This is a genomic window from Paenibacillus sp. F411, from assembly GCF_017582705.1.
Lineage (GTDB): Bacteria > Bacillota > Bacilli > Paenibacillales > Paenibacillaceae > Paenibacillus_AQ > Paenibacillus_AQ algicola.
The window spans coordinates 37,734-64,242 of the sequence record NZ_JAGFIP010000021.1 but is presented as its reverse complement, the minus strand read 5'-3'; the positions used below and the strand labels follow the sequence as shown (position 1 = coordinate 64,242).

At 55.4% G+C, this 26,509-nt stretch carries 26 protein-coding genes; 8 read left to right on the top strand and 18 right to left on the bottom strand.

Annotated features, from left to right (window positions below; all coding sequences use genetic code 11):
• Nucleotides 1–327 precede the first annotated feature (327 nt).
• Nucleotides 328–1,359, top strand: coding sequence for a ribonucleotide-diphosphate reductase subunit beta (locus tag JJQ72_RS18205; RefSeq protein ID WP_138224307.1), 1,032 nt, complete (start codon nt 328–330; stop codon nt 1,357–1,359).
• Nucleotides 1,360–1,529: 170 nt separating this feature from the next.
• Complete coding sequence (locus JJQ72_RS18200) at nt 1,530–1,805, top strand: hypothetical protein (RefSeq protein ID WP_208204525.1); 276 nt, start codon at nt 1,530–1,532, stop codon at nt 1,803–1,805.
• Nucleotides 1,806–1,811: 6 nt separating this feature from the next.
• Here JJQ72_RS18200 and JJQ72_RS18195 read toward each other — a convergent pair whose 3' ends face one another.
• The 3 genes from JJQ72_RS18195 to ssuE all read right to left on the bottom strand — a co-directional run bounded on the left by JJQ72_RS18195 (nt 1,812) and on the right by ssuE (nt 3,805).
• Complete coding sequence (locus JJQ72_RS18195; RefSeq protein WP_208204524.1) at nt 1,812–2,546, bottom strand: AAA family ATPase; 735 nt, start codon at nt 2,544–2,546, stop codon at nt 1,812–1,814.
• Nucleotides 2,547–2,622: 76 nt separating this feature from the next.
• Complete coding sequence (locus JJQ72_RS18190; protein ID WP_138224305.1) at nt 2,623–3,213, bottom strand: P-loop nucleotide/nucleoside kinase family protein; 591 nt, start codon at nt 3,211–3,213, stop codon at nt 2,623–2,625.
• A gap of 34 nt (nt 3,214–3,247) precedes the next feature.
• Nucleotides 3,248–3,805, bottom strand: a complete 558-nt coding sequence (ssuE, locus tag JJQ72_RS18185) for an NADPH-dependent FMN reductase (protein ID WP_138224304.1) — start codon at nt 3,803–3,805, stop codon at nt 3,248–3,250.
• 654 nt (nt 3,806–4,459) lie between these two features.
• Here ssuE and JJQ72_RS18180 point away from each other — a divergent pair.
• Nucleotides 4,460–4,912, top strand: coding sequence for a hypothetical protein (locus tag JJQ72_RS18180; RefSeq protein ID WP_138224303.1), 453 nt, complete (start codon nt 4,460–4,462; stop codon nt 4,910–4,912).
• Here JJQ72_RS18180 and JJQ72_RS18175 read toward each other — a convergent pair.
• Nucleotides 4,907–6,730, bottom strand: a complete 1,824-nt coding sequence (locus tag JJQ72_RS18175; RefSeq protein WP_208204523.1) for an NAD(P)H-hydrate dehydratase — start codon at nt 6,728–6,730, stop codon at nt 4,907–4,909. The genes JJQ72_RS18180 and JJQ72_RS18175 overlap by 6 nt on opposite strands.
• Nucleotides 6,731–6,773: 43 nt before the next feature.
• The gene (locus tag JJQ72_RS18170; protein ID WP_138224301.1) at nt 6,774–7,406 is read right to left on the bottom strand and encodes an NAD(P)-dependent oxidoreductase; all 633 of its coding nucleotides are present in this window, start codon (nt 7,404–7,406) and stop codon (nt 6,774–6,776) included.
• A 951-nt stretch (nt 7,407–8,357) separates the two neighbouring features.
• Here JJQ72_RS18170 and JJQ72_RS18165 point away from each other — a divergent pair.
• Nucleotides 8,358–9,299, top strand: coding sequence for a hypothetical protein (locus JJQ72_RS18165; protein WP_175415156.1), 942 nt, complete (start codon nt 8,358–8,360; stop codon nt 9,297–9,299).
• Between the two features lie 213 nt (nt 9,300–9,512).
• On the opposite strand, the gene JJQ72_RS18160 is transcribed toward JJQ72_RS18165, so the two are convergent.
• Nucleotides 9,513–10,577: a lactonase family protein gene (locus JJQ72_RS18160; protein WP_138224300.1), complete on the bottom strand. Its 1,065-nt coding sequence runs from the start codon at nt 10,575–10,577 to the stop codon at nt 9,513–9,515.
• A 210-nt stretch (nt 10,578–10,787) separates the two neighbouring features.
• Here JJQ72_RS18160 and JJQ72_RS18155 point away from each other — a divergent pair, with 210 nt between their 5' ends.
• Nucleotides 10,788–11,954 carry a copper amine oxidase N-terminal domain-containing protein gene (locus JJQ72_RS18155; protein ID WP_208204522.1) on the top strand — a complete coding sequence of 389 codons (1,167 nt, stop codon included), beginning with the start codon at nt 10,788–10,790 and terminating at the stop codon, nt 11,952–11,954.
• 147 nt (nt 11,955–12,101) lie between these two features.
• Complete coding sequence (locus tag JJQ72_RS18150) at nt 12,102–12,533, top strand: hypothetical protein (protein ID WP_138224298.1); 432 nt, start codon at nt 12,102–12,104, stop codon at nt 12,531–12,533.
• Between the two features lie 82 nt (nt 12,534–12,615).
• Here the strand turns inward: JJQ72_RS18150 and JJQ72_RS18145 are convergent, their stop codons facing one another.
• From JJQ72_RS18145 to JJQ72_RS18135, 3 genes are all read right to left on the bottom strand, one after another.
• Complete coding sequence (locus JJQ72_RS18145) at nt 12,616–14,013, bottom strand: hypothetical protein (protein ID WP_208204521.1); 1,398 nt, start codon at nt 14,011–14,013, stop codon at nt 12,616–12,618.
• On the bottom strand, nt 14,006–14,539 hold the full coding sequence (locus JJQ72_RS18140) for a sigma-70 family RNA polymerase sigma factor (RefSeq protein WP_208204520.1): 534 nt from the start codon (nt 14,537–14,539) through the stop codon (nt 14,006–14,008). Before JJQ72_RS18140 ends, JJQ72_RS18145 begins: the two co-directional genes overlap by 8 nt.
• Before the next feature lie 85 nt (nt 14,540–14,624).
• Nucleotides 14,625–14,819 (bottom strand): hypothetical protein, encoded by a 195-nt coding sequence (locus tag JJQ72_RS18135; protein WP_208204519.1) that lies wholly within the window; start codon nt 14,817–14,819, stop codon nt 14,625–14,627.
• A 215-nt stretch (nt 14,820–15,034) separates the two neighbouring features.
• On the opposite strand from JJQ72_RS18135, the gene JJQ72_RS18130 reads away from it, so the two are divergent.
• Nucleotides 15,035–15,748 (top strand): MBL fold metallo-hydrolase, encoded by a 714-nt coding sequence (locus JJQ72_RS18130; RefSeq protein ID WP_481856868.1) that lies wholly within the window; start codon nt 15,035–15,037, stop codon nt 15,746–15,748.
• 100 nt (nt 15,749–15,848) lie between these two features.
• Complete coding sequence (locus JJQ72_RS18125; protein WP_347880772.1) at nt 15,849–16,346, top strand: CcdC family protein; 498 nt, start codon at nt 15,849–15,851, stop codon at nt 16,344–16,346.
• A gap of 140 nt (nt 16,347–16,486) precedes the next feature.
• On the opposite strand, the gene JJQ72_RS18120 is transcribed toward JJQ72_RS18125, so the two are convergent.
• From JJQ72_RS18120 to JJQ72_RS18080, 9 genes are all read right to left on the bottom strand, one after another.
• Nucleotides 16,487–17,953: an MASE4 domain-containing protein gene (locus tag JJQ72_RS18120; RefSeq protein ID WP_208204518.1), complete on the bottom strand. Its 1,467-nt coding sequence runs from the start codon at nt 17,951–17,953 to the stop codon at nt 16,487–16,489.
• 130 nt (nt 17,954–18,083) lie between these two features.
• Nucleotides 18,084–19,100, bottom strand: coding sequence for an NADP-dependent oxidoreductase (locus JJQ72_RS18115; protein WP_208204517.1), 1,017 nt, complete (start codon nt 19,098–19,100; stop codon nt 18,084–18,086).
• A gap of 128 nt (nt 19,101–19,228) precedes the next feature.
• Nucleotides 19,229–20,359 (bottom strand): MBL fold metallo-hydrolase, encoded by a 1,131-nt coding sequence (locus tag JJQ72_RS18110; RefSeq protein ID WP_208204516.1) that lies wholly within the window; start codon nt 20,357–20,359, stop codon nt 19,229–19,231.
• 58 nt (nt 20,360–20,417) lie between these two features.
• Nucleotides 20,418–20,987: a sulfurtransferase TusA family protein gene (locus JJQ72_RS18105; RefSeq protein ID WP_208204515.1), complete on the bottom strand. Its 570-nt coding sequence runs from the start codon at nt 20,985–20,987 to the stop codon at nt 20,418–20,420.
• A gap of 82 nt (nt 20,988–21,069) precedes the next feature.
• A complete protein-coding gene (locus JJQ72_RS18100; RefSeq protein ID WP_208204514.1) occupies nt 21,070–21,555 on the bottom strand; it encodes a DsrE/DsrF/DrsH-like family protein in 486 nt (161 codons plus the stop codon).
• A gap of 94 nt (nt 21,556–21,649) precedes the next feature.
• The gene (locus tag JJQ72_RS18095; protein ID WP_138224289.1) at nt 21,650–21,880 is read right to left on the bottom strand and encodes a sulfurtransferase TusA family protein; all 231 of its coding nucleotides are present in this window, start codon (nt 21,878–21,880) and stop codon (nt 21,650–21,652) included.
• A gap of 123 nt (nt 21,881–22,003) precedes the next feature.
• Nucleotides 22,004–22,264, bottom strand: a complete 261-nt coding sequence (locus JJQ72_RS18090) for a metal-sensitive transcriptional regulator (RefSeq protein ID WP_138224288.1) — start codon at nt 22,262–22,264, stop codon at nt 22,004–22,006.
• A gap of 218 nt (nt 22,265–22,482) precedes the next feature.
• Nucleotides 22,483–24,930, bottom strand: a complete 2,448-nt coding sequence (locus JJQ72_RS18085; protein ID WP_347880771.1) for an EAL domain-containing protein — start codon at nt 24,928–24,930, stop codon at nt 22,483–22,485.
• Between the two features lie 3 nt (nt 24,931–24,933).
• Nucleotides 24,934–26,499 (bottom strand): methyl-accepting chemotaxis protein, encoded by a 1,566-nt coding sequence (locus JJQ72_RS18080; RefSeq protein WP_208204513.1) that lies wholly within the window; start codon nt 26,497–26,499, stop codon nt 24,934–24,936.
• Between the last annotated feature and the right edge of the window lie 10 nt (nt 26,500–26,509).

Genomic DNA, 26,509 nt, shown 5'->3' with positions numbered 1-26,509 from the left:
TGGAGCGCTCTCCCTTCGGGATTTGCTGGAAGTTGGGTGCAGACCCGATGGACGGGCTGCGGCGCTTGAGATGAGGTCCCTTCCTGCTTGGAGCGCTCTCCCTTCGGGATTTGCTGGAAGTTGGGTGCAGACCCGATGGACGGGCTGCAGGCCCCGCTAAAGCGGGCTTGTACGATAGAGCATCGCTGGCATCGTTTGAATAGACTAAGAAAAAAACTTCGTAGGGTGAGGATATCTGATCTGAGGACGCCTTTGGGCGTACAACAGTGTAGAAAGAACAGATATCCGAACTCCCCCTAATATAGATTGCAAGGAGAGAGAACGAGCATGCAGATGCAAAAGATTTTTAACACGGAAGCGCCGAACCGCTCTACCCGTATCATTGAAGGAGAATGCTCCGGCATTCTGAACTGGAACGACATCCGTATGCCGCATATGTACAAGCTGTACAAGGTTCTGCTTCTGAACCACTGGATCGCGGATGAGATCCCGATGTCCAAGGATGCACAGCAGTTTTCCCGCCTGGATCCGGAGGAGCAGCGCACCTTTAAAATCAACATTTCACTGCTCGCGGTGCTGGACTCCATGCAGACCATGTTTGTCAGCGATGTGAAGCGTTACTTTACAGATTCCTCGCTGGAGGCGATTTCCGCGATTATCGGTCAGCAGGAGGTCGTGCATAACCAATCCTATTCTTACGTGCTGTCTTCAATCGTATCCGAGCAGGAGCAGAAGGAGATTTTTGAGTATTGGAAGCATGATCCGGTCCTGCTGGACCGCAATCGGTTTATCGCTGATATTTATCAGTCCTTCCGTGACAATCCGTCGCCGCAGACGTTTTTTGAAGCGATGGTTGCGGATTTGATTCTGGAAGGCATCTTCTTCTACAGCACGTTCGCCTTCTTCTACAACCTGGCCCGTGATCAGAAGATGATGTCCACCAGCCAGATGATTTCCTATATTCAACGTGACGAGAACCAGCACTGCTACTTCTTTGCCGAGGTGTTCAAGCAGCTGCTGAAGGACTTCCCGGAGCTGGATACCCCGGAAAACAACGACTACATCTACCGCACGGTAAACCGCGCTGTCGAGCTGGAAACCAACTGGGCGCACTATACGCTTAGCAAGGTTAAAGGCATTGATCTGAACGAGCTCGCGGACTATATCAAGTTTATTGCCAACCGCCGCCTGAGCATGATGGGTCTCGACAAAGCCTATGAGGGCGTGGACGTGAACTGCATGCCGTGGATCAAGCCGTTCTCCGATGAAGCCTTGAATGCGACGAAAACGGACTTTTTTGAAGCCAAATCGCGCAACTACGGCAAGGTCGGCGACGATAACGGATTTGACGATTTGTAAGACTCCGATCAGCAGTCCATGTGCTGAATCAACAACAAGAACCGTTCTTTCCCCTCGGGGACAGGACGGTTCTTTTTTGGGCATAAGGTCAAGCTGGGCGGTTGTGTAATGAGATATATGTTATGCTATAAACAGGAACGTAAAGGAAATATAACCAGGAGGTATACGAAATGGCAACCTTAACACTACGAATTCCGTTGTTTATATTTGCTTTGGGGGTATCGGTGTTCTTATGTGATCTGATCCGTGAAAGCCAGGTTGTGAATAGCTTTGTCGCCAGCATGAGCTTTTGGGTCGTTGCTGTCGCATTCATGATCGGATTTGAAAAAACGGGGTTGAGCGAGAAAAAGGTACCTCTTCTTTATGGTGTCCTTGTGGCTCTCGTCGGGGTGTTTATCGAATTTCTGGTGGAGCCGCAGGATATATTATCCTTGTTCCCGTTTTGAAAAAGCTTAATCCCGTAACAGCTCCCGAAGCATGCCCTCCCGGTGATTCACGAATTCCTTCATAATCAGAAAGTGGTCGGTGTCTTCCAGACTGCAGCGCTCCAGACCGTCGTCGGTCAGCTTGTAGATGAGGGCGTCGGGGTATGCCATGACAATCGGTGAATGCGTGGATATAATAAACTGGGACTCCGCCTTGACCAGATCATGAATGCGCGTCAGCAGCGCCATCTGGCGCAAGGGAGACAGCGCCGCCTCCGGCTCATCCATGATGTACAATCCCTGACCGCTGAACCGGTGCAGAAATGCCGCAAAGAAGGATTCCCCATGTGACTGCGCATGGAGCGAGGTTCCGCCGTAGTTATGGGATGCTTCCAGGGCATCCACCTCCGAGGCAACGTTATAATAGCTCTCCGCCCGGAAGAAAAAGCCGTCCTTCGGCCGGCGTGCTCCCCGCACCGTCCGAAGATATTGATGAAGCTCCGAATGCGTCTCGCGGGTCGCAAACGAGAAGTTCACCGTTCCGCCCTCCGCATTAAAGCCCATGGCCACAGCGATGGCTTCCAGCATCGTCGATTTGCCCATGCCATTTTCCCCGACAATGTAAGTAACCCGTGGATGAAGCTCCAGCTGCTCCAGCGCCGATACGGCCGGGAGATGAAAGGGATAGGCGTCAAACGAAGGAACCTGCTCCTTCAAAAGCTGCACGCTGCGCAAATAGGCGGTTGTGAAGTCGAGTGCCATGGGTTGTCCTCCTCTGCTGCACAAAAGCGGCACCTCCAGCATCTTCGCCGGAACATGCCGCTTGTGGCCTGATCTGTTATGCTCCTGTTACAAAACGGTACAGCCCTTCTACCTTCTCCTCGGTCAGCGGACCGCTGTTATCAAACACAAGAATCGAGCTCTCCGGGATATCCCAGTTCACCTCGGGCACGAAGTTGACGCGGGTCTTGAAGTCATCCCAGTGCTCCAGCTTCCATTGGTCACGCTCGGTTTGACGGTCGATGATGCGCTCCTTCTGCAGCTCCATATCCTCCAGGGCGACCACCACCACCTTCACGTCTACCTCCTGCTTGCTGCGTCCCGCTGCTGACAGCACGTCCTCCATCCACTGGGGATTCTTAAGCTCGGAGGTGAACGGGGAAATCATGAATACGTTCTGGCCGGCATTCAGATTCTCGATGCAAATATCCTTCGTCGTATCATATTCCAGGTCCCGCAGATGTTCCTTGTAAAATGCGGAGTCCCGATCATTGGGATCCAATCCGTTGCTCTCCAGAAATTTCTCCACAAAACGCCCGCCCACCGTATCCCGGTCCAAAAAAGCGGCCGGAATGCGCACCGCGAGCTTCTTCGCAACCGTTGTCTTGCCGGTTCCGGCTACGCCAACAAAAAAGACCAGCTTCTGCATGTCTATCTCTCCTCTACATTGTAAAGCGTATTCTTTACTTCTGCTCCTGCCTTTGGGCAATCCGCAGCCCGGTTTCGGCAATAAGCTCCTCTAATGCGGCATGAAGCCGCTCCTGCAGCACCTCGGCGATCTCAAGGCCCCCCTCTTCCGTGCGGGCGACCTGGGCATCTACAGCATAAACGCCGCCCAGGATGAATCGGGCGCCCATCGACGAGAGCACGGGCTTCAACGAGTAGTCGATGGATAACAGGTGCGCCAGGCTGCCGCCGATAAACAGGGGCAGGATGATTTTGCCGGCCAGCCCTTTTTGCGGAATGAGATCCAGAAACGTCTTCAGAACACCTGTAAAGGACGCCTTGTACACCGGACTGGCAATAATGACGGCATCGGCTTCAGCAACCAGTCCATTAGCCTTGATCACATACTCGCTATCGAACCGGGCCAGGATCAGATCCTCTGCCGGCAATTGAGCGACATCGATCCGGCTTACCTCATAGCCTGCGGCCTCCAGACCCTTCTCCGCCTGTTCCATCAAAGCGGTAAGGCGCGAGCCGGGCGTGGGACTGCCGTTAATGATAACTGCTTTCTTCATGCTGTATCCTCCTGTCTTTCGGAAATGGGTATACAGCCCTGCAGGCCAAGCTGGCGAAAACCGGGGTGCGGGTGCTCAAGCGAGCCTGCAGGACATCCGGATTCAGACAAAAAGGACCTTACAAGCTGCTGCAAAGTCCCTCCGGGCTCAACACGTTTGAGGTCTTCTGATATGTATCTGATCTGGGTGGAAGCCTTTGGCTTCAAGTTGTAATCATGTTATCAATCTGCTGCGCTGTTTGTCAATGCCGCGACACCTCACTGCATTCCTGCCGGGCAAGAGAGTAAACCTGGCGTAGAACCTTGCATAAAACAGGCGTAGAATCGGCGCAAAGCCTGCATAAAGGCTGGGATAGCGTCTTTTCATCGTTCACCGGGTTAATGCTTCATGCCATAAAGCCTTCATGTCTTAAATGATTCAGGCTGGCGAAGCATTCACCCCGTGAAGCTTCACCCTATCAAACATTCAGACAATCAAGCTTCATGCCATAAACTGCAAGTGCCCATCGCCCAGAACTTGATGACATGACATGAGGATGAACAAGGTGAATATTCATGGAGCCCCTCACAAGTCCCGGCACGTTCCGCAGGGCCGCGGCATAGTTATAAAGCACAGACCTACGGATTGTAATATGGACGCAGGAGGGACGGCTTGATGGAATCCGGAAAAATCAGTACAAACAGCCGGATGGATGTCGGTATCTATGCATTGAACAAGCTGGCGGGCGCCGGCACTGTGCTGGTGCTGCTTAGTCTGCTGTCGTGGGGCTGGCCACAAAGCTGGGAGAGCTTATCTGCCATGCTGGGGGCAGATATCCCGATGGAGCACTGGGTTTACGGCTATGCCCTGATCGCCTCGCTCGTCGCCGATGCGATCATTTCGCTGCTGCCGGCGTTAAGCCGTGCCCGGCAGGCGGCTATCTATGGAGCCGCCGGCTTCTTGTCGTTTGCTCTGCTGACCGGGGAGGATGAGCAAATGATCTGGCTGCGCGGAGTCGTGGGCATGGCTATTCTCCTGATTTTTGTCTGGAGCCGAAGGGTGCTCGCCACTCGGCCGCTGCGGACGATTCTATGTGCTTTGATCATTCCGCTGTTCTGCCTGTTATAGCGCTTCGATCAGATCTCCGGCGGTAACGGAGGAGAAATGGCCGCGTAAAGCCGCGGCTCTTTCACCTGCCAACCCGTGCAGGCGTACGCCCAGGGCTGCCGCCTGTGGACCGGACAAGCCTTGAGCCAGCAGCCCGGCGATGATGCCGGTCAGCACATCGCCCGTGCCGCCTGTAGCCATGCCGGGGTGTCCTGTCACGTTGACGAAGGCGCGACCGTCCGGCCCGGCAACCACCGTCCGGGAGCCCTTCAGGACAAGCGTCACGCCATGGCGCACGGCATAGCCGATCGCGGCGCCGATGCGGTCCTGCTGCACCTGGGATACGGTCATCCCTGAGAGGCGGGCCATTTCTCCAGGATGAGGGGTAAGCACCGTCTCGGAATCCCTGGGTGCCCAGTCGGCGAAATCCTCTGCCGCTGCGAGGGCATTAAGCGCGTCAGCATCCAGGACGAGAGGGACCGTGGACTGCTCCCACAAGCGGCGAAGCCACAGGCCGTCTCCGGAAAAGCGCCCGATGCCGGGACCTGCCGCCAGAACGTCCCGGCTCTGTAGCAGCTTCAGGATGTCTGTCGCGGAGTCCTCGTGCCAGCTGCCGCTTGTCCCCTCGGCAGCCTGCACTGGCGAGAGCATAAGCTCCGGTGCTGCGCCGCTCATCGGCAGCAGCAGCTCGTCCGGCAGCGCCCAGGTGACAAGGCCGCTGCCGGCGCGCAGCGCAGCACGTGAGCACAGCAGGCCGGCGCCGCTCATTGTGCGGCTGCCTGCTGTGACCAGCACATGGCCGTACGTGCCTTTATGGCCGTCGGCCGTGCGGGGGCGCGCCGGATCGCAGCGAAGCTCGGCGCGCAGCACCTCCGGCGTGAGGAGGAACGACTTCACGCCGTGGTCTTGACACAGCGCCGAGGGAATGCCGATGGAGCGGACGACGACCCGGCCGGCGGCCTCCGCGCCGGGGTACTGCACCAGGCCTCGCTTGAGGAACGCGAGGCAGACCGTCACCGCTGCATGGATGCAGGGCTCCTGCAGCGCGCCGGTATCGGCGTCCAGTCCGCTGGGAATATCCGCGGACACGATCGGCAGGCCGCTGTCATTCGCGGCCTGAATCATCGCGGCGTAATCGCCGCGGGGCGCGCCCTGCGCGCCCGTACCCAGCAGCGCGTCCACGATGCCGGTGTACGCGCCCCAATCCACGGCCGACGATGCCCGGCCGTGGACCTCCAGCGGGATGCCGAGTGCCTCGGCGGCATCCCGCTGGAGCGCAGCCTCGCCGGCCAGCACCTCACGCTCGGCCGCGTACAGGATCGTGACGCGCACACCTGCGTCACGCAAGTGCCGGGCGGCGGCTGCACCGTCGCCGCCGTTACTGCCCTTGCCCGCGAGCACCAGCCAGTGCTCCTCGGGGTCATCCGGCAGATGCAGCGCGGCATCTGCCTCAATGCCGGGCGAGGGATAGACAGCCTCGCCGCTCTCCCCCGGCGCAGCATGCCTGTCTCGCGCCGCGCCGGGCTGCAGCTCGCCAGGGGCAGGAGCCGCCGGGGCCGTCATGCCAACATGACTCTGCCAAGCGCTGGCGGCCCCTCCTGTTGCAGGCAGGCCCGCAGCGCGATCTCCTCTTGCTCCAGCCGCACCGTGAGCCCTGCCTGCTCCTGGAGCCGCCGCCTTCCTCCGGCCTTCATGGCCCCGCCGCTCCCGGCACAGGCGCAGCACCTCCTCGGCAATGGCCTTGCCCGCATTTTCCATCAGCGCTACGGCAGGAATGCCGAGAACCTCGATGGCATGGCGGTCCAGCTCCCGCATCTGCTCTCTGTTCACGATATACATGCAAGCCCCTCCTTTGCGCGTTGCTTATTTTACGACCGGCTGATCAGTAGCCTACAGTAAACCGCGCCCGGATAAACTGCGGGTCCTCCAGCTCGTCCAGCATGGCCACGGCATAATCTTCAATTGAAATACGGCTGGACCCGCTCTCGTCCACCACCAGATGATCCATGCCAATGCGGAACTGGCCGCTCCGCTTGCCCGGTTCGATCATGGCTGCGGGACTCAGATAGGTCCAGTCAAGATCTGACGCTTTATAAATCTCCAGCGCATCGCTATGCGCTTGAGCGACGGGCCGAAGCTCAGCCGGAAATTCCGCTGTGTTCATCAGCATTTCTCCGTTCTCGGCCACCAGGCTTCCCGCCCCGCCTACAACCAAAAGACGGCTTACCCCGCTCCGCCTGCAGGCTTCCAGCTGATTGCGGGCTGCCTCCAGCAGCTCCTCTTCCTGCCCAAACTGCGGGCCGTAGGCACTGATCACTGCCTCTGCGCCGCGAACGGCCTCCGTCAAGGCATCCGGGTCCAGCGTGCTGGCTTCAGCCACATGGATTTTGTCCCGATAAGCTTCCAGCTTGTCCGGATTGCGCACCACGGCCGTCACCTGATGGCCCCGGCGCAGCGCCTCCTCCAAAATACTTTTGCCAATACTTCCTGCCGCTCCGATAATTACTGTTCTCATTACGTATTCGCTCCTTTGCTGTTGTCTCAGATCTACCGTGCCATGCGCCAGATATAGTATGTTATGATTCATAGCGATCCCATTCGCTTCTTCATGAATCCTTTTCCAGCTTCGGCCTTGTGATAGCAGCTTTCTTAAATACTTAGCCCTCTTCTTTTCCTTTCAAACGCTTTGAGCTGATTTCACAGCACCCCTTCTGTAATCCCAAAGCGACAAAAAAAGCACCCGTCCTCTCCATCCCCTACCCCCTGCAGACACCATGCCTGATCGGCGGATGACGCTGCAGTATGCTGTGGGAATGGTTAAGAACGAATGCTTCTATCGTATACGCTCTTCCTGCATTTGCCCAGCATTCCTGCTGGCTAAGCGGCAAGAAGGAGAAGCAGCACATAGCCGACGGTCAGCTTTGCCCGCTGTACAGGCGCTTTAGAAACCGTAACCTGATTCATTCTCGTTCCCCCTTTATGAGCAGCTGTATTTGTATACTTGCGCTTATTTTTTCTTATAACCAATAATGTTTCCTTAATGCAAATTATAAGGGATGGAAAACGTCCTCGCAAGTCTTTTTTCGCCAAAAACAAGCCTATTTCTTGCTTCCATCAGCGACAATTCCGCATCCAGGGGATGTTGATGTTGTCCCGAATGGTTCGCATAGTAACAGGTCGCGCATTTTCTAAGCAGCATGAAGGACGGGATAACCCCCGCCAATCGACGGCCGCGAGCCGGTGTACTGCCGAGCCTCCGCACTGTGCCCGCCTCCATCGCGGCAAGCCTATAAAGCCCGGAGCCCTTCGCCATTTATATGACCAGCATCGAGGGAGAACATCCCCTCTGCCACGCCCGGCGCGTCACGGTATGACCTTTATGGGTATTTCATTACACTGTGCCTGTCTTGAAATCATGTTCTTCTTATGCAATAGTGAAATGTAGAATATGTAAGGAGGGATTGGCTTGTCCCTTGCGGAATGGATTGACGGTTTTTTTGGCTCTATAGAAGGGCTGCTTGCAGTCCTGCTTGCCGCTGCAGTGTTTCTTGGCTTATACATATATACCTCCTCCCGGCTGCAGGCCGAACGAACCGAAGCGCTGGAGCGGATCCGGCAATCCCTGACCTTGTATACGCAGCTGGCCGGACCGCTCTCTGCAGCTGTTAACCGGCTGGATCACGACCCGGAAGCAGACGGGCAGCTGGCCGCTCTCCTGCTGGAATGCAAGGCGGCTGACCGCCTGACTCCGCAGCTGCTGGAGCAGATCAACGCGTACCTGAAGGACCGGGATCACGCCCGTCTGCCCCGGCTTAGCCGGTCCCTTGAATCCGAGATGAACGCTCTCGTAGCGGAACGCGGGGAAACCCTGCGCCGCCTGGAGACTCCAGGCTTCGGACTTGGACTCTGGCTGCTCCTGAAGCCGGCGGTTCCCGGCCTGCTGTTTCTGGCGGTAGTGCTCCTGAGCTCCGCCCTGATCACCCGGCTGCGGGAGCCGTCCAGCTGGACACAGCCGGAGCTCTGGCTGCTGTGGCTGTCCTCCATGCTGGCTGCGCTGTCCGTGTACCGGCTCCTGATGGATGCCCGGCGCGGGCTTCCCGGATCACTCTTTTACGGACTTCATCTGCTCATTGCAGCGGCGGCTCTGCCTTTGTTCTTTTGGCCCGAGGCGGCATACTATACGCTGGCATCGCAGCTAATGCTCTATGCCGCCGGCTTCTGGTTTCAATCGGCTCCATCGCGCAAGGAAAGGCCTTACGCCGGTCACCCCGAGCTGCTGGAGCAGTTCCGCGAGCGCACCTCTGCTTCTCCGGAAGCTGAAGGCAACGCCGCCGGGGAGCCGGTTCGCCGTGCACCGGAGCCACGAACTCCGCGCCGCGGCAAAGCGCGCCGAAGCCCGAAGAGCTAGCGACGGCACAGGTCGCGCTGCTCGCAGCGCACCTCGATACCGCAGGCAGGATCTCGCGCCCTCACACAACGCAGGCAGGATCTCACGTCCGCACATAACACCGGCACGATCTCACGTCCGTACAACGCAGACAGGCAGATGAGCAACGCTCATCTGCCTGTCTTTTCAACTTGCCCTGGCACCTCCACGCTTGCCGTTAAACATCACGAGAGCTTATGCCTTCACCGCCGGCAAGACGCATACGGGATGCGGCAGCTCCAGGCTGAAGCCGGTCTCTTCCAATCGTCCGCTGTCGGAATGAATGCGGTAGGAGACGATGCAGTTGCTGTCCTGGTTGGCTGACAGCAAATACCCGCCCGGCACGAGAGTAAAGTGACGCGGCGTTTTTCCGCCGGAGGACACCCAGTTTACGGCTGACAGCATGCCGCTGTCCTCGTCGATGTTCATCTGCACCAGGCTGTCATGTCCCCGATTGGATGCGTACAGAAAACGGCCGCAAGGCGATATCGCAAGCTGCGCTGCTGTATTTTCCTCCATCACAACATCAGTGGGCAATGTGGACGTATGCTGCATCGTCTTTAAATCCCCGAAGGTGGAGTCGTAGGCGAAGAACGTAACGGTATTATTCAGCTCGTTAATGGCATACATCCATCTCCCGTTCGGATGAAAAGCGACATGGCGCGGGCCTGAGCCGGGAGGCATTTTGACTTCACGGTGGGTGACCAGCTTGCCCTCCTCCAGCCGGTACATATTGATGCTGTCCATCCCAAGGTCACAGACAATGACATACTCCTGGTTCGGATCCTGGAACACCGAATGCGGATGGGCCTCCGACTGGCGGTCATCCCGCTCCCCGCGGCCGCTGTGGCGAATGAGGGAGGACAGCTCCCCCAGGGCGCCGTCTTGTTGCAGCTCCAGTACCGAAATATGTCCGTCCCCATATCCTGTAGTGAACAGATATTTCCCGTCTCCCGAGCGTGACACATGGCATGCACCGGAAGAGTCGGTGCTCTTGCGGTTCAGCTCCTCCAGCTTCTGCGTCTGCGGATCGGCCGCATATGCAATCACCTCGCTGTGCTCCTGCTCACTGGCAGCATACAATACATTGTTTAGGGCGTCCCAGTCCAGAAACGTCGGATTCGTAACGCCGGCCATACCATGAAGCGCCTTTAGCTCTCCAGTCTCCAGATTAAGAGAAGCCAAGTGGATGCTCTCCTCCTCCTTCGCCCGGTATGACCCTATGTAAACATAAATCAGGTTTTCATTATCGACTGTCATCCCTGCACACTCCTTCACGTTATGATTCATTATGTATTACCCACACGCATGTCGTGCTTACCTTCCTGCAGCTTATTTTTATGACATACTGTATATTTAATCATCCCAAGTATTTCTTTTACAGATAGTTATTGCCTAGTCGCTTGTTGTCTTGTACGATAATTCAAGCGTGACCTGCGCTGAATATTATCGAAAAGGGGAATGCAATCCATGTTCAAAAAGAGAATAGGGCTGCTCGTTGCTGTGCTCCTGCTGCTCCTGGGCAGTACGGTACAACCGGCTCCGGCCCACGCCCAAAGCTCTGTCACCGTTCTGTTGGACGGCAAAGCGGTCTCCTTTCAGTCCGCTCCCGTGATCAAGAACGGAGTCACCTTCGTTCCGTTCCGCCCGCTGTTCGAGGCGCTCGGCTACAAGGTCAGCTGGAGCTCCGCCTCCAAAAAGGTGACAGGCTCCTTCCTGGACCAGCAGCTGGAAATGAAGGCAGGCTCTACTCAAGTCTCCGTCAACGGAAAGACGACAGCCCTGCAAGCTGCGCCGTATATTGCCGGTGGCAGTACGCTGGTGCCGCTGCGCTTCGTGGCTGAATCTACCGGATATCCGGTAAAATGGGATGCCAAGAGCCGTAACATCCTCATTGACCGCCAATCGGCTTTTGCCAAAGCCAGTGTCGAGATCAAGAAGCTCTATGCTGACATGGCAGCGGCTGTCACCCGCGGGGACTACAAGGCTGCCCTCACTGCAATTCATCCCAATTCTCCGCATATCAATAGCTACATCATGAGCTATGACAATATGGCCACCCGAAGCGGCAAGCAGAGCGCTTATGTGTCGGACGTACAGGTGATTGGCAGTGTTGCCGTTGCCACGGTCGTGAAGACCCAGGTGCGTACTGGCGGGCCTTTTGACTGGGATTACACCATTGCGAAGCAAATGATCCTGAAGCCGGACGCCGCCGGTGCCTGGAAAGAATACGACAGCTTGAATGACGAAGTATTTCTGCACGTGCCGGATGGTCTGATCGAAGCCCGGCCTGCGGTAGATGCAGCCGACAAGCTGGCGCTGGAGAACGTGCTGAAGCAATATACACAAGCCTTCAACCAGAAGGATTTCAAGGCCGTCCGTTCCTTTGTAGTTCCGGACTCCCCTTACGACTATGAGGTTGTTACAGCTGCCGAGGAAGGCTTCTTCCAGCTTGACTTCACCCTGGAATCCGTGCCGGTGGCTGTCGTGCATTACGATGAGCAGGATGCGGTACTGCTCGTGAAAGAAATCTTTGACGAAGACGGCGAGAAGAGTGCAGCCGAGCTGCTGTACTGGTTCAAGCAGGATAGCGGCACCTGGCGAATTGCTGAAGTGCTGTTCGTTGAAGAGGAATAGCTGCGGCGGATGCCAATCGTTTTTTTGGACAGGGAGTTCAGGTCGGTCTGAACCGGGAATGCCATGCACCGTGGGTCTTTGGGCCAAGGTTTGGGTAAAAGGTTAGCATTGAGAGAGGTGCACGCTACCCAAGGAGGCTAAATTGCGATGAATATAGAATCCGAGATCCAGGTTCGTTTTCCTTGCCGCCAATGTCAGGACAGCATTCAGGTCAGCTTCACCCAAGAACAGCTTGCCCATGTCCAATGTACACAATGCGGCTATGATTATACATTGATGAAGCCAGCCATTGGTGAAGAGATTTTGCTCGACTGGGAACAGGAGGCGGCCTATCAGAGGCTTCGCGCCGAAAAAACCGAGCAGGACAAGCTCGCCCTGATGTCTCTGGTGATCAAGGTGATCGAGCTGCTCACCTGGCGCGATGAAGGCAGCGGTCATATCCGCGCCCTGGAGACACTGCGGCAGTGGCTGCTGCTGAACGGCGTACCCAAGCCGTTAATTGAGCTGCTAGACGCCAAGGCTCCCATCCCCTACGAGATGATCCAGCGGGAGATGAGCAAGCCGCAGAGCCAGGTATAAGCTCTGCCATAACATAGAAGCCGTACCGCAGGATGCAGCATCTTTGCGGTACGGCTATTGGCTATTGCTGCGCCTTATGATCTTAACGGATGGGAAGCTCCATCGGCTGCTTCATGACCTGAGTCTGCCCCCCCAGCTCCAACACTAATGGTCCCTTGTATGCCTGTGGCTCAATGTGTACCTCAAACGTCGTTACCGGATACTCATTTCCATTCGAGCCGCTATAGGAGCGGCTGATTGCCGTACCGACTACGTCGTAGGCTTTGCCGGTTCCATCCTTGAATATGTAGTCAACATACAATCCTCTCGGCTCCTGCTGACTCTCATATTCAAAAGTGAGCGTATATACCTTCTCACCGTTCACATGCTCATTACTCCGGTATCCACTGTATGTCATTCTGCCATATTCAGTTCTGACGGGCTCCATCTGCCCTTTTTCCAGATCCACAATCAGCTTTGGACGTAATGCCGCAGGGACGCTCAGGCCTTGAGCTGTAAGCGTAATGGACCGCGCCTGCAGCAGACGGGGATCTTCAAAATAATAGCTCTTGCTGCCCTCATCATCCGGTCCAGCGGCAAACATACTCGTTAAAGACGACACAGCCCCGCTTCCTTCGACAATCTCCAGAGACATCCTCTCCAATTCGACCCCATTGCTGGTGTTCTGAGATCCCTCCGTCGTATGGATCACTGCTCCCGTTGCGGATAGAACCGCTTCACGGATCGTTACCTGCTGCCCTCCTGCTTCCACGCTGTGCTCCAAAGGAATGATGTGCGTGAGCTTCAGAACCGCTTCCAGGTCCAGCTTCAGCGGAATCTGAAGCGTAAACGCATTGGAGACTTCCCCGCCGTAACGGGCTTCGGGAGAATCGGGAGCCAGAACCGCTTCAAAGACCAGGCTTTCCGGGAAGTTTTGGCTTAGTGGAAGCACAAAACTCACTTCAAACATATGAGATCCTCGGGGTACAAGCTCCCCGCCTCCTATAAAGGAGCTGTTTAAAACCGGCTCGTCGCTCAGCGCATTCTTCATCGCGGTATTCATGACCACGGCCTGTTTGCTGAAGTCGTGCTCCACCGTGTAGATGACCTTAATCATATGAGTGCCGGTAATGACGCCCACAACGGTCAGGCTGTAGCCGCCGGCTTCCGCTGATTGTCCAGCATGCTGAATGAGCCCCAGCTCGCTATATTGCTGCAGATGGGGATACCTGGTGAAATCCATTGCCAGTGCAGGATAAGGCCCTGGCAGCCTATGCTGCTCCGCCAATTTCGGAGACGGCCCCAGTCCTGCCCACAGCATCCAGATGGCTGCAGCCAGTGCTATAGCTGCCACCAGCCCTCTCTTACGCTGTTTAGTCCGTTTCCCTCGAACCATTCCGTGCCGGACAGCTTCCTCCAGCTTCTCGTCTGTCACCTGCTCTGCTTCACTTCTGACGTGATCCATGTATTCCCGCAGACGGGTCTCCTCCGGGTTATGCATGTCTAAAGACGCCTCCCGGCTGTACCTCAAGCTGCAGCAGCTTTAAGCCCTGGTGCAGCCGGCTGTTCACTGTGTCTTCGGGGCATTTCAATACAGCAGCAATATTGGCAGCCGTCAGATCCGCAGTATACCGCAGCATCAGCACATGTCTGTACTTGGGCTTCATACGCTCCAGCCTCTGCTCCAGGTCCGAATCACGGTCACTCGTCATTTTCCCGTGATTGTCTGAATAGATCCGTTCCGAGGGAATCCCTCGTCTTCTTACCTTCTGTTCATCCGCACAGCAGCGAATCAGAATCGCGATCATCCATGGTGTGAACAGCTCCGGCTTCCGCAGCCTTCCGCACCCGGTCCAGGCGCGTTCCACCGTTTCCTGCAGCACCTTCAAAGCGTCCTCCTCGTTACGTAAATAGCTGTATGCAATGCTGTACAGCCTTCTTCTCAGCAGACTCATTAATTCGGCAAATGCAGTCTCGCTGCCCAAGCAGGCACTTCCCGCCAGGTCGCTATAGGTTCTCTCTTCCATCCTGAAGCTCCTTCCCGTTCACCTCATATAAATAAGGCCACCCCTTAAAGGACAGCCTGTAATCTGCTAAAGATGATGATTTCTTTCAGCGGCTCTTCTGCTTGTGCAGGCTCGTCCGGTAATGCACAACAGCGTATCCGATGCTGGAAAGCAGCAGCACGAGTGCTGTAAACCAGATGACGGGCAGGAGGTAGGGAGAATATTTGCCAGCCAGATAGAGTAAAAAAACCGTATTTCCATACAGGATCACAAGTCCTGCTGCACGATAATAAAGCTTCATCCCTATTCCCCCTAATAACCGCGTCAAATTTAACATACCATGGCATTTGTTAACAATATGTTAACTCATATGGAAGAAAATTTCACTCCATATTTGGAAAAAAATAAAACTTTATGTAATGCTCATGTTCATCACCGCCCTGTTTCTGCTTGTTTCCAAGAGTAGGAATTTGCTAGAATCAGATGATAAGAATTGAAGTAGTGAGGTGATGTTTGTTGAAAACCACAGTTCTGCATCAGGTCACTCAGCTGACATTTATGCCTCTCTTTTTTCCGGTTAATGTGTACTTGGTGGAAGAAGAGAATGGATTAACCTTGATTGACTGCGGCATGTCGTTCATGCAGCAAGGAATTACAGAAGCAGCCTTCCGTATAGGGAAGCCGATCACCACAATCCTGCTGACCCATGCTCACCCGGACCATGTCGGCGCTCTGGACGGACTGAAGCAGAGGTTTCCCGAGGCGGAGCTTGCCATCTCTGCCCGGGATGCGCTTCTGCTGCGGGGGGACACCTCGCTGGCGCCCGGCGAACCGGATGCTCCGGTGAAGAACAGCCTCAAGGGTATACAGGCGGTCCCGGACCGGTTATTGAAGGACGGAGACCTGATTGCCTCCCTGCAAGCGGTAGCTTCGCCGGGACATACACCCGGTCACATGGCATTCTTAGATCGCCGCAGCGGTGTACTCATCGCCGGAGATGCCTTTCAGACGCGCGGCGGCATGGCCGTTTCCGGGGATGTCCGCTGGAATTTTCCTTTCCCCGCCTGGGGAACCTGGCACAAGGCAACCGCGCTTCACAGTGCCCGCCGGCTGAGCGATCTGCGTCCACAGGTCCTGGCCTGCGGTCATGGCAGCATGGTGCTGCAGCCATACGATGCTATGCAGCAGGTGGTCGCGAGAGCAGCATCCCGTTTTGAAGGCCATCGGTAAGTTCTCAGATCACTTCTCTCATGTTGCCGGCGATACTTCTATGATATAATGGTTTAAGCATAGAGACTGTGACATTATTCATAGAAAGAGGTCCTGAATTGTGGTGCAACTGGATTTTAACTCCCCAATTCTCCAAATAGGCTCCACGGTTGGCATGCTGGTTATGGCTCTTGCAGTTATCCTCATCCGCGTAAAAGCCAGCCATCGCCCGGTAACGGTCCGGAAGATTATTATTCCCCCGCTCGGAATGACGACCGGCTTCCTTATGTTCGTAGTACCTGAGGTTCGTATTCCCCTGCTGTGGGCCATCGTGTCCTTTCTCGTGGGCTGGTTTATCTTCTCCTATCCGCTGATTCGCGGCACGCGGTTTGAGCTGGTAGAGGGACAGGTATTTATCCAGCGCTCACGCAGCTTTGTATTCATCCTGCTGGGACTGCTTACGGTGAGGCTGCTGCTTCATACGTATATTGAGCAGCATATTTCCATTCCGCAGACCGGGGCGCTGTTCTTCCTGCTGGCCTACGGCATGATCACGCACTGGCGTGTGTCCATGTACCGGCAGTACGTCCGGATTACCGGACCGAACCCGGCAGCCTGACTTAGGCGCAGAGAGCTTCATAGCTTCATAACAGACAGAACGAAATCGTCCACGTTTCTCATCGGCCCTGCAAGGCCGCTGAAAGACGTGGACGATTTTTAGATTTGAATATGATATGCACAATGCTCACTTAATGAGCATCAGGAGGTCTTCTGGTCGTAGACGTGCATCAGCCCGTCCTCCGCCTTCGCCACCCGGTTGCGGCCGGATTCTTTGGCTCGATACAGTGCCTGATCTGCCTGCTCCAGCAGCCCATCTCCCGTGTCCTGCTCCTCCAGAACCCGGCCATGCAGGCCGACGCTGATACTGAGCAGGCTGCTGGTCCTGGACTGCTCATGCGGGAGCCCAAGACTGACGACGGCCTTCCGTGCATGCTCTCCGAACATCGCCGCCTGTTCGCTGTCACCCTTCTCCATAATGACGGCAAATTCCTCACCGCCATACCGGTAGGCTGTCGTATGCGGGAAGGTGATTGACGTCTCCATCAGCGCCCAGGCTACCCTCTTCAGAGCATGATCACCGCCCAGATGACCGTAATGGTCATTGTAGGCTTTGAAATGATCAACGTCGATCAGCAGCACTGAAAGCGGCGTTCCCTCAGCTTTGGAAGCCTGCACTGCCTTGTCCAGCTTCTCGTCAAAGGCCCGGCGGTTCGGAATGCCTGTCAGTCCATCTACCTCAGACAGGCGTGTCAGCCTCTCATTGGCTTCCTCCAGCCTCATCCGTGAACGCAATAGCTGCTCCCGGTTCCGGATAAGCCGTACATACAGCTTGTTGACCTCATACATGAGCGAGCAGATGACCACCGTGGCCGAGATCAGAGAGTTCGTGCGGGCAGCATACCAGCCCAGGCTGTAGCGGGCTCCCGAGTACAAGGTCAACGTCACATCCATTAGAAAAGCAAATACCGCTACGCTCAGCCACAAATGCAATACGCTTCTTCCTCGGTGTACCCACAATAGCAGCAGGAGTGCCGCCAGATTCAAGCCCCAGACCACGGGCCCGATCCCCGACTCCAGCAGGACGCGGAAGTTCCCCTTCTGGATAATCCGGGGCAGCATATCGTTCCCCAACGTGACGAGCAGATAAAGCAGAAAGACGATACCAAGCACCAGCAGCACCGCGATCAGCCCCGCTGTCTTGATCCGCTTGACGGCTACCGGGGGGGCAGACTTCCGTCCGCTCCACAGGTACAGCAGAATGCCAATGGGAAAACCGCCATGCCACAGCACCCACAGCCATACTGCGCTCTGATCCCCCGCTCCGATAAGTCCTGTTTCCGAGAACACGCCCGGAAAGGTAAGAATATGGGGAATGGTAATTAATGCGGTATATAAATAGGTACAAGAAAGGACCAGCAGCGGCAGCGACCGTGTGGCCCGAAATTGACTGAATAGCAAATAAGACGTCAGAAAGTCACCCAGCACAAACCAGGAAATGAATCCCGGCAGGAATGGCTTGATTTCGATCAGCATCCGGGAGCCGAAGGGCAGGACGAGAAGGGACACCACAAAAATAGACAGGGCTACCCAAATCGCAACACGCTTCTGCGTGCTGCCCGATGGGATGTGGAGCAGCTGATGGGATTCTCTTGTGATCTCAAGCATGGGCAACGACCGCACTTTCTATCTCAATAGATTGGAATTTAAAGTATCAATTTATACGATTTTTCGTCAAAAAACAAGCCCTTTTCTACACCATCTTGCAATTGGTAAAAAAGGGCTTGGGACCTTTGGATTATTCTGTGATTTCGCTAACCTTTACCAGCTGCTTGCCGAGATTATCACCCGTAAACAGCCCAAGAAATGCTTCCACGGTATGCTCAAAGCCGTCCACAATGTGCTCAGCGTGCTGAAGCTGTCCGCTTTGGAGCCAGCCCGCAAGCTCCGGCAAGGCTTTGCCAAATTCCGCGGCATAATCGCCGACGAGAAAGCCTTTCATGAGCGCCGTATTTTTGAGAAGCTGGGTCTGCATCCGCGGACCGTTATCCGGCTGTTGAAGATTATAGAGAGCAATCTGGCCGCAGATCGGAATTCTTGCATTCTTGTTCAGCAGGGACAGCACCGCGTCAGAGATATCTCCGCCTACATTGTCGAAGTAGACGTCAACGCCATTGGGGCAGGCTTGCTCCAGGGCGCTTTGCAGATTCGACTCTGTCCGGTAATTCAAGGCGGCATCAAAGCCCAGCTCCTGAACCAGATAGTTATTCTTCTCGTCCGAGCCGGCAATGCCGACCACGCGGGCGCCTTTAATCTTGGCAATCTGCCCTACAATCATCCCCACCGCACCGGCGGCACCGGAGACAACCACCGTCTCGCCTTCCTTCGGCTGCCCGATATCCAGCAGTCCGAAATAAGCGGTGAGCCCTGTCATGCCCAGCACACCCAGCGCCGTCGAGACCGGAGCGAGTTCAGGGTCAACACGGCGCAGCGTGTCGGTAGCTGCCGCGGCGTAGCGCTGCCAGCCCCACAGGCCGGCTACAATATCTCCCTGCTTCCACTCGGGATCTGTAGACTCCATAATCTGCCCGATGCTGCCGCCCTTTATAACGTCTCCCAGCTCATACGGAGCCGCGTAGCTTTTGGCAGAGCTCATACGTCCCCGCATATAAGGATCAACCGATACATACAGCGTCCTGACCAGCACCTCCCCGGCCTGGGGTACCGGAAGCTGCTCCTCCTGAATCGAGAAGTCCTCTGCTGTCGGCATACCTTCGGGACGATTTGTAAGAATGATTTTTTCGTTTACAGACATGTTTGTCCGCCTCCTTTATTACGCTGCCGATCCAGCTGCTGCATCGGCAGCGTTCTCAGCCCAGTGCTGCACGCTGTATTTATACCCCATTTTGCCGGATCATAATAATACTGCGCTATTTCATCTGCCTATGATCTCACTGCACAGCGATTAGGTCCAATCTCCATCTCCCGCTCGCGGTCCGGCGCTGCGTCAAGTCTTCCCATATTTCTCTGGCGAATCTCTTCATAGCTGTTCGGCTGGGGAGGCAGGTTCTGACTGACCAAGGACATAAATTCATCGGAATCCTTCAGGTTCAGCCCGTGATTCTCGCGGTACAGCTGGCCCAGACTTCTTGCGACCGTGCCGTCCTCATTCAGCTCATCCACGTTCATATAGTGAGCCGGCAGCACAATCAGCGCTTCCGCCAGCTCTTGGTAGCGCTCGTATAGGGTGCTTCTGAGGTGCTGTGCCCATTCCCGGGCCTGACCTGCAAGATCCGGACGACCGATGGAGTCGATAAACAGGATATCCCCGGTCAACAAGTACCGCTCATCTACAATCAAGGATGTGGAGCCAATGGTATGCCCGGGGGAGTATACAGCCTCCACCTGAGTCCCCTGCATTCCAAGCGGCAGCACCGTACCGTCAGTCAGTGCGTGATAAGCAAAGGTGACCTCCTGTGCGTCCTCTTCAGGAAGCCAGTATGAAGCCCCGGTCTCTTGTGCCAGCCTGCGGCCGCCGGAAATATGGTCTGCATGCAAATGCGTGTCGATGACATGCGTAATCTGAATCCCCCGCTCTGCTGCAAAATCGATATACAAAGACGTCATGCGCGACGCATCCACGACAATCCCCTCATTGCCGGACATGGCCATATAGGAGAGACAGCCCTTACCGTAGCGAAGAAACTGATACAGCTCCCCGCCGCCCTTCAGAGCTCCGATCTTCACAGGCACCAGATGCTCACTCCACGCCTTCATGCCGCCCTTTAAATAAGCAGCCTTTCTTCCCTGCTCCACCAGCATGTCTGCCACCATCACCGATGAGCCCTCTTTAGCGCAGACGACCAGCACTTCCTGATCCGCGGGCAGCCGATCCACAATATCCTCTACCCCGTCCAGAAGCTCAAAGTAAGGAACATTGAGATAGGTGAAGCCTTTCCCTTCCAGCTTCCATTCCTTAAAATCGGACGGATTACGCACATCCAGAATAAACAACGGCTTTTGTTCCATGATCCGTTGTGCAGCTTCTTGCAGCTCCATCGCTCTTGGTGTCACGGTTTCTTCCTCCTCTTCTCTATGAATGACATCCCCTTCAGCCGTCCTTGGCTGCAGGTTAAAGCTGGCTTCTTATATCACCGCTCCATTCCTTCATACCCGGCACGACGTTGATCACCTGCTGGAATCCTGCCCCCTTCAGCAGGACCGCCGCGAGATCACTTCGTGTTCCGCTGCGGCAGATCACATACACCGGTTTGCCCTGATCCAGCTCGCCTGAGCGGCTCTCCAGCTCCCCAAGAGGGATGGATACGGCTCCGGGGATATGGCCGAATACGTATTCCGCCGGCTCCCTCACATCCAGCAGGATGAATGGGTCGGCAGAGTCCAGCTTCTGCTCCAGCTCCGAGAGACTGCAAACCTCTGCAAACTGTCGTTCCTGCCCCTCCTCCCCCGACGCTTTGCGGAGGTAATGCTTCAGCACGCCCTCTGCTTCCACCGTCCCGAGATACTGATGCTCCATCCCTTCTGCCCAGGCCTTCATATCGGCTGTCGAGCCCGGATCTGTAGCCTGTACCTCCAGCACCCGTCCTTCCTCCAGCTCCTTCATCGCCTTTTTGGTGCGGACAATCGGCAGGGGACAAGCCAGGCCCTTGGCATCCAGCGTCATATCAATGCTCATATTCATACCGTTCTCTCCTTTTGTACCCCCATGGGTATATTATAGTCTAAAAAAACACCTTCACACCGGGATCTTCACGTAAATGCGATCATATAAACAGATTCACGTTCCCGTCCTGCGCTTCTCCCAGATAAGCTGCAACACCGGCGTATTCGATGTCCTCCAGCAGCTCTTCCTTTTGCAGACCCAGCAGGTCCATCGTCATCGTGCAGGCGACCAGCTTCACATCCTGCTCCTTGGCCATCTCAATCAGCTGCGGCAGCGGAACCGCATTGTGCTTGCGAATGACCTCCTTGATCATTTTGGGACCCATGCCTGCAAAATTCATCTTCGAAAGGCCCATACGATCTGCCCCCCGCGGCATCATGCGCCCAAACATCCGGTCCAGCCATCCCTTCTTCCTTCCCGGCTTCACCATTTCGTCCTTGCGGAGTGTGTTGAGACCCCAGAAGGTATGAAAAATGGTCACCTCATGATCGTAAGCCGCTGCCCCGTTCGCAATAATGTACGCCGCCATGGCTTTATCGTAATCGCCGCTGAACAGAACAATCGTCGTTTTTTTCGTTGGATTCAATAGAAACGGCTCCTCTCTGTCATGAAGCTGCAATCAGCTGCACGACACTTCATCATATTTAGTACCCCATAGGGTATATAAAATGCTAAAAAAATTAACCCTTACGGATCAAAAACGTCAAAACACCCTTGTCTTCAGTATGCTGCAGCAGCTCATGTCCGCCGGATTTCGTCCATGCCATCATATCGCTAAGCGCTCCCTGATCCGTGGCCTGTACCTCCAGTACCTGCCCGGATTGCAGCTCCTTCATAGCTTTTTTCGTTTTGACGATCGGCATCGGGCAGGCCATGCCCTTTACGTCGAGATGGTGATGAATTGGATTCATAGATGAATGACCTCCTCAGAATTGTGTTATTTTTTTATTATTTATAATACCCATAGGGGTATATTAAAGGACAACGCAAAGGCTGTCAACCTTTACGTGTACACACCCTCTGCGCGCCTGCACTCATCTACTCTTGACCAGCAGGTTCACGGCTTGCTGAACGAGCTCCTCCGTGCTTTCTCCGCGCTCCTCTGCTTCCTTGACGCATTCCACCAGATTGGAGCTCACAACAACACCAATGGTGCGGTCAATGGCTGTCCTCGCGGCGGATAGCTGGGTAATGACTTCTTTGCAGTCCTTATGCTCCTCCATCATCTTCAAAATGCCGCGGAGCTGGCCTTCAATACGCTTGACCCGGTTCTTCATCTGATCATTATATTCCATCGTTCGGGCGCCTCCTCGCTATGCTTCATGCCTTGCTATATCTCCACGACCGCTGTACGCAGCCGCTGCGGGTTCCTTGAATGACCCCAATATATACCGCTAAGGGTATACTGTCAACTGTGTACTTCCTGTAAAAAGAGGCTACGGCGCACCAAAAAGCCCGCCCCTCGATGAGGAACGAGCTGTGATACAGAATACTCGTGAAGGCACCCGCTTGCTTATGCCTTGGAGGGCATCTCGCGCTGCGGTACGAAAAAGCCTTGCTCGACATCCCAAGCCGGCAGCGGTCTGCTGTAGAAATAGCCCTGAATTTTCCGGCAATCGCTTTCGGTCAGAATGTCCAGCTGTTCCTGGGTCTCAATCCCCTCTGCCACGACATCCATATTTAAGTGCTGGGCCATGGCGATGATCGTGGCGACAATCGCTTTGTCGTTGGCATTACTCGCAATGTCGCGGATAAAGGAACGGTCAATCTTCAGCTTCTGGATGGGCAGATGCTTCAGATAGCTCAGGGAGCTGTAGCCGGTCCCGAAATCGTCCAGACTGATTCGGATGCCATGCTCCGTGAGGGAATGCAGGATGCCCGTGGACACGGTAGGGTCCATCATCATGCTCTCGGTAATTTCCAGCTCCAAATACTGCGGCGGAAGCCCGGTCTCGTCCAGGATGGAGATGATAAACTCTGCCAGATTCTCCTGGTGAAACTGCTGGGAGGACAAGTTGACGGATACCGGAATGAGCGGACCTCCGGCAGTATGCCACTCCTTCATCTGGCGGCACGCCTCGCGCAGCACCCAGGAGCCCAGCTCATGGATGAGCCCCGTCTCCTCGGCAATCGGAATGAACACCCCAGGGGAGACGATTCCCCGGGTAGCGTGCTTCCATCTCACAAGCGCTTCAATGCCAATCATCTTGCTGTCGCTGGAGCGGATCTGAGGCTGATAGCACAGCATGAACTCCTCCCGCTCAAACGCCCGGCGTAAATCAGCCTCCAGCTCCATTTTTTCATGAAGCTGCTCATTAAGCTCCCGGGAATACAGCCGGTAACCGTTCTTCCCGTTCTTCTTGACCTCATACATCGCCGTATCGGCGTTCTTGAGCAGCTGCACAGCATTGTCCCCGTCCATAGGATACACGGCGATCCCGATGCTTGCCGTGACATAGAAATCGGTATCCTTCAGGCGGTAGGGCTGGCTGATCATACGGATGATATCCTGAGCCATGACGGCCACATGCTCCTGATCGAATTCTGCATGGCTGAGGAGTGTGAATTCATCGCCGCCCATCCGGGACAATGTAACGTGGTTATCTTTCAGCGCCACCTGAATCCGGCGGCTCACCTCCTGCAGAAACATATCTCCGTACGTGTGCCCCATGGAATCGTTGATCATTTTGAACCGGTCGATATCCAGGACCATGACCGCAAACGGAGTATTCTTTTCCTGAATCTCCTCATTCAGAATCTGATGAAACCTCCGCCGGTTGGGCAGTCCGGTCAGCTCGTCATGATGCGCCTGATGCTGGATTTTTTCCTTCGAGCGCTTGTCCTCGGTAACATCGCGGGCGATGATATAATTGCCGACTACCTCTTCATTGAGCTTGACGGGGATGTTGATCACACTCAGCTCCACTCGTCGGCCATCCTGATGATAAATCGCCGTCTCGTACCGCTGGATGACGCCTTGCAAAGAGGCCAGAAACTTCATCCGGGTCTTCTCCTGCTCCTCTTCGGCAATAAAGGAAAAAATCTGATCAATCGTCTGCCGGCGCAGCCAGTCTCCGTCCAGTCCGGTCAGCCTGCAGACGGCATTGTTATACTCAATAATCCGGTAATCGAGATCCACGGAAATGATGCCGTCCTGATTGTTGTCGAACAAGGACTTGTACCATTTCTCGCTGACCTCAAGCTCCGATTCTTTGCTGGAGAAGCGGTTGGATATGTAAATCCCGAACAGGGACAGTCCCAGCGTCATCAGCGTGGCTCCGGCGATCAGATAGGCGAGCAGCTTCTGATCCAGAATGACGCCGCCCTCGTTGACAGCGACACCGGGATGAAACTCTGCCGCATACATGCCGGTATAGTGCATCCCCACGACCGCAGCGCCCATAATCAGGCCGCTTGCCAGCTTCTTGATCGACTCCTGCCCCTTATGCTCACTCCCGAAATACAGTGACAGCCACAGCGCAGTAATCGAGGCCACCACAGCAATCAGAATAGAGGCCGCGAACAGGAGGGGCTTGTAGGTAATGTGGATCTGCATGGCCGCCATCCCGATGTAGTGCATGGCTACAATGCCGCTGGCGAGCAGAAGTCCGCCGGCGACCAGCTTTTTACGGCCTATGGTGCCCCGGCCGACGATGAACAATGCCAGGAAGGAAGCCAGGATGACCACTACGACCGATAACAGGACGGTCAGCAGATCATAGGCAATCGGGACGGGCAGCGAGAAGGCCAGCATGCCCACGAAATGCATGGACCACACGCCCATGCCCATCGCAATCGAGCCGAACAGCAGCCAGCCCCATCGCTGCCAGCCGCTGGACTTGCTGATTCGGACGACGAACCCGAGAACGGTATAAGAAGCCACCACGGCTACAATGTAGGAAAAAACGACGAGTGCCGTATCATAGCTGCCCTGCCATGAGTGATCCATAGAATGATTCACAGCTTAAACCCCTTCCCCAGATGCTGTCTTCCGACCCGGCATGACCAGAAACCGCTGCTGCAGCGCGGCGCTAAGCTGCTTCAGCTTCAGGATCTCTTCCTCCACCTGATTTGAGAATTGTACCTGCTGATCGCACCGTGCGGCGAGCTCTTCCATAGAAACCAACCCTTCTTCAATAAATGCACTCATTTGATTCATATCACCGGCTGCGCCGGACGTTTCTCCCTGGATTGTGCTGAGCTTGCCGTCGATCGATTGCATGAAGGAGAGCACCTCTTCCATCGCGGCCTGAACCTGCTCAAAATCCTGATGGAAGGTCGCGAACTCCTGCTCTGTCTGCAGGATCGCCGCCTCGCTTTTTTCCACCTCGGCCACGGTCTCTACGGCTTCCCGGTAGATAGCTTCCATCATAGACTGGATCTCTCCTGCCGCCTTGCGGCTGTGCATGGAAAGCTTTCTCACCTCTTGGGCGACCACCGTAAACCCAGCCCCATGCTCTCCTGCCCGGGCCGCCTCTACCGCGGCGTTCAGTGACAGCAGATGCGTCTGCTCAGCCACCTCCTGGATATTGCGGGACATGGACTGTGCGGCCTCCGTCGATTGCAGCAGCAGGCTCAGCGTATTCTTGACGTGATCAGCGGAGGACCTCACCTGGCGGTTATGCTCCGCCAACTGCTGCACCTTGCTCTGGCTCTCCTTCATTTCGCGGCGCTTCCGCTCTGCGGTGGCGTTCATGACCTGCGACGCTCCATACGCCTCCAGTACCGAGGCGTTGATGGACGAGAGCCGTTCATCCATCTGATCCATCGACTGAACCTGCTCTCCCAGCCCTTGGGACATCTCGCCAGATGCGATGGAAATCTCGCCGGTCAGCTTTCGGTTACCCTCTGCCTTGCTGCTGACGAGAGACAGCGCCTCGTCCATGCTCCGGGACAGCTCTTTCGTTTCTTGAATCAAGGTCAGCAGCTGACGGGATTTCTCCTCCTTCTCCGCTTCCAGCTGCCGGTGAATGCTCTGCTTGGAACGGATCTGGAGCACCGTTGCGCTGGAGGTAAGAATCAGAAACAGGGCGTGGATCACCAGCATCAGGAACGGATAATCGCTAACGCCGAACACTAGCATCGGTACTGCGAAATAGCCACCCAGATGCTGGATCGCAAACAGGACGGTCATGATCAGCACAAGCCGGACACTTTCGTAATAGGCGATCGTGGCCAGCACCATAAAGATCGAAAAGTGAAACTCAACCGAGCCCCCGCTGCCGCTGATGATAGAAATACTGGCAAAGGTCAGGGCGGTTGCGATCACGCCCGGAAGCCATGTCGAAGAGCCCCTGCTGCGCCAGAATAAATAGATACACACCAGCCAGAGCGCCAGGGAAATTAGCAGCAGGACATTTTGCCCCGCAAGCACTGAGGGTGAGAGAACCATGGGTCCGGCATGACCGCCGTGGACGCCGGCATCATGCCGGAACGGGTTTACTAACCGGGTCATTGCAAAAATTAACACATTTAAAATAACAGCAGCAGTGACAATCCATAGCATCAGCTTGTTTTTCCGCTCTAACATGAACGTATAT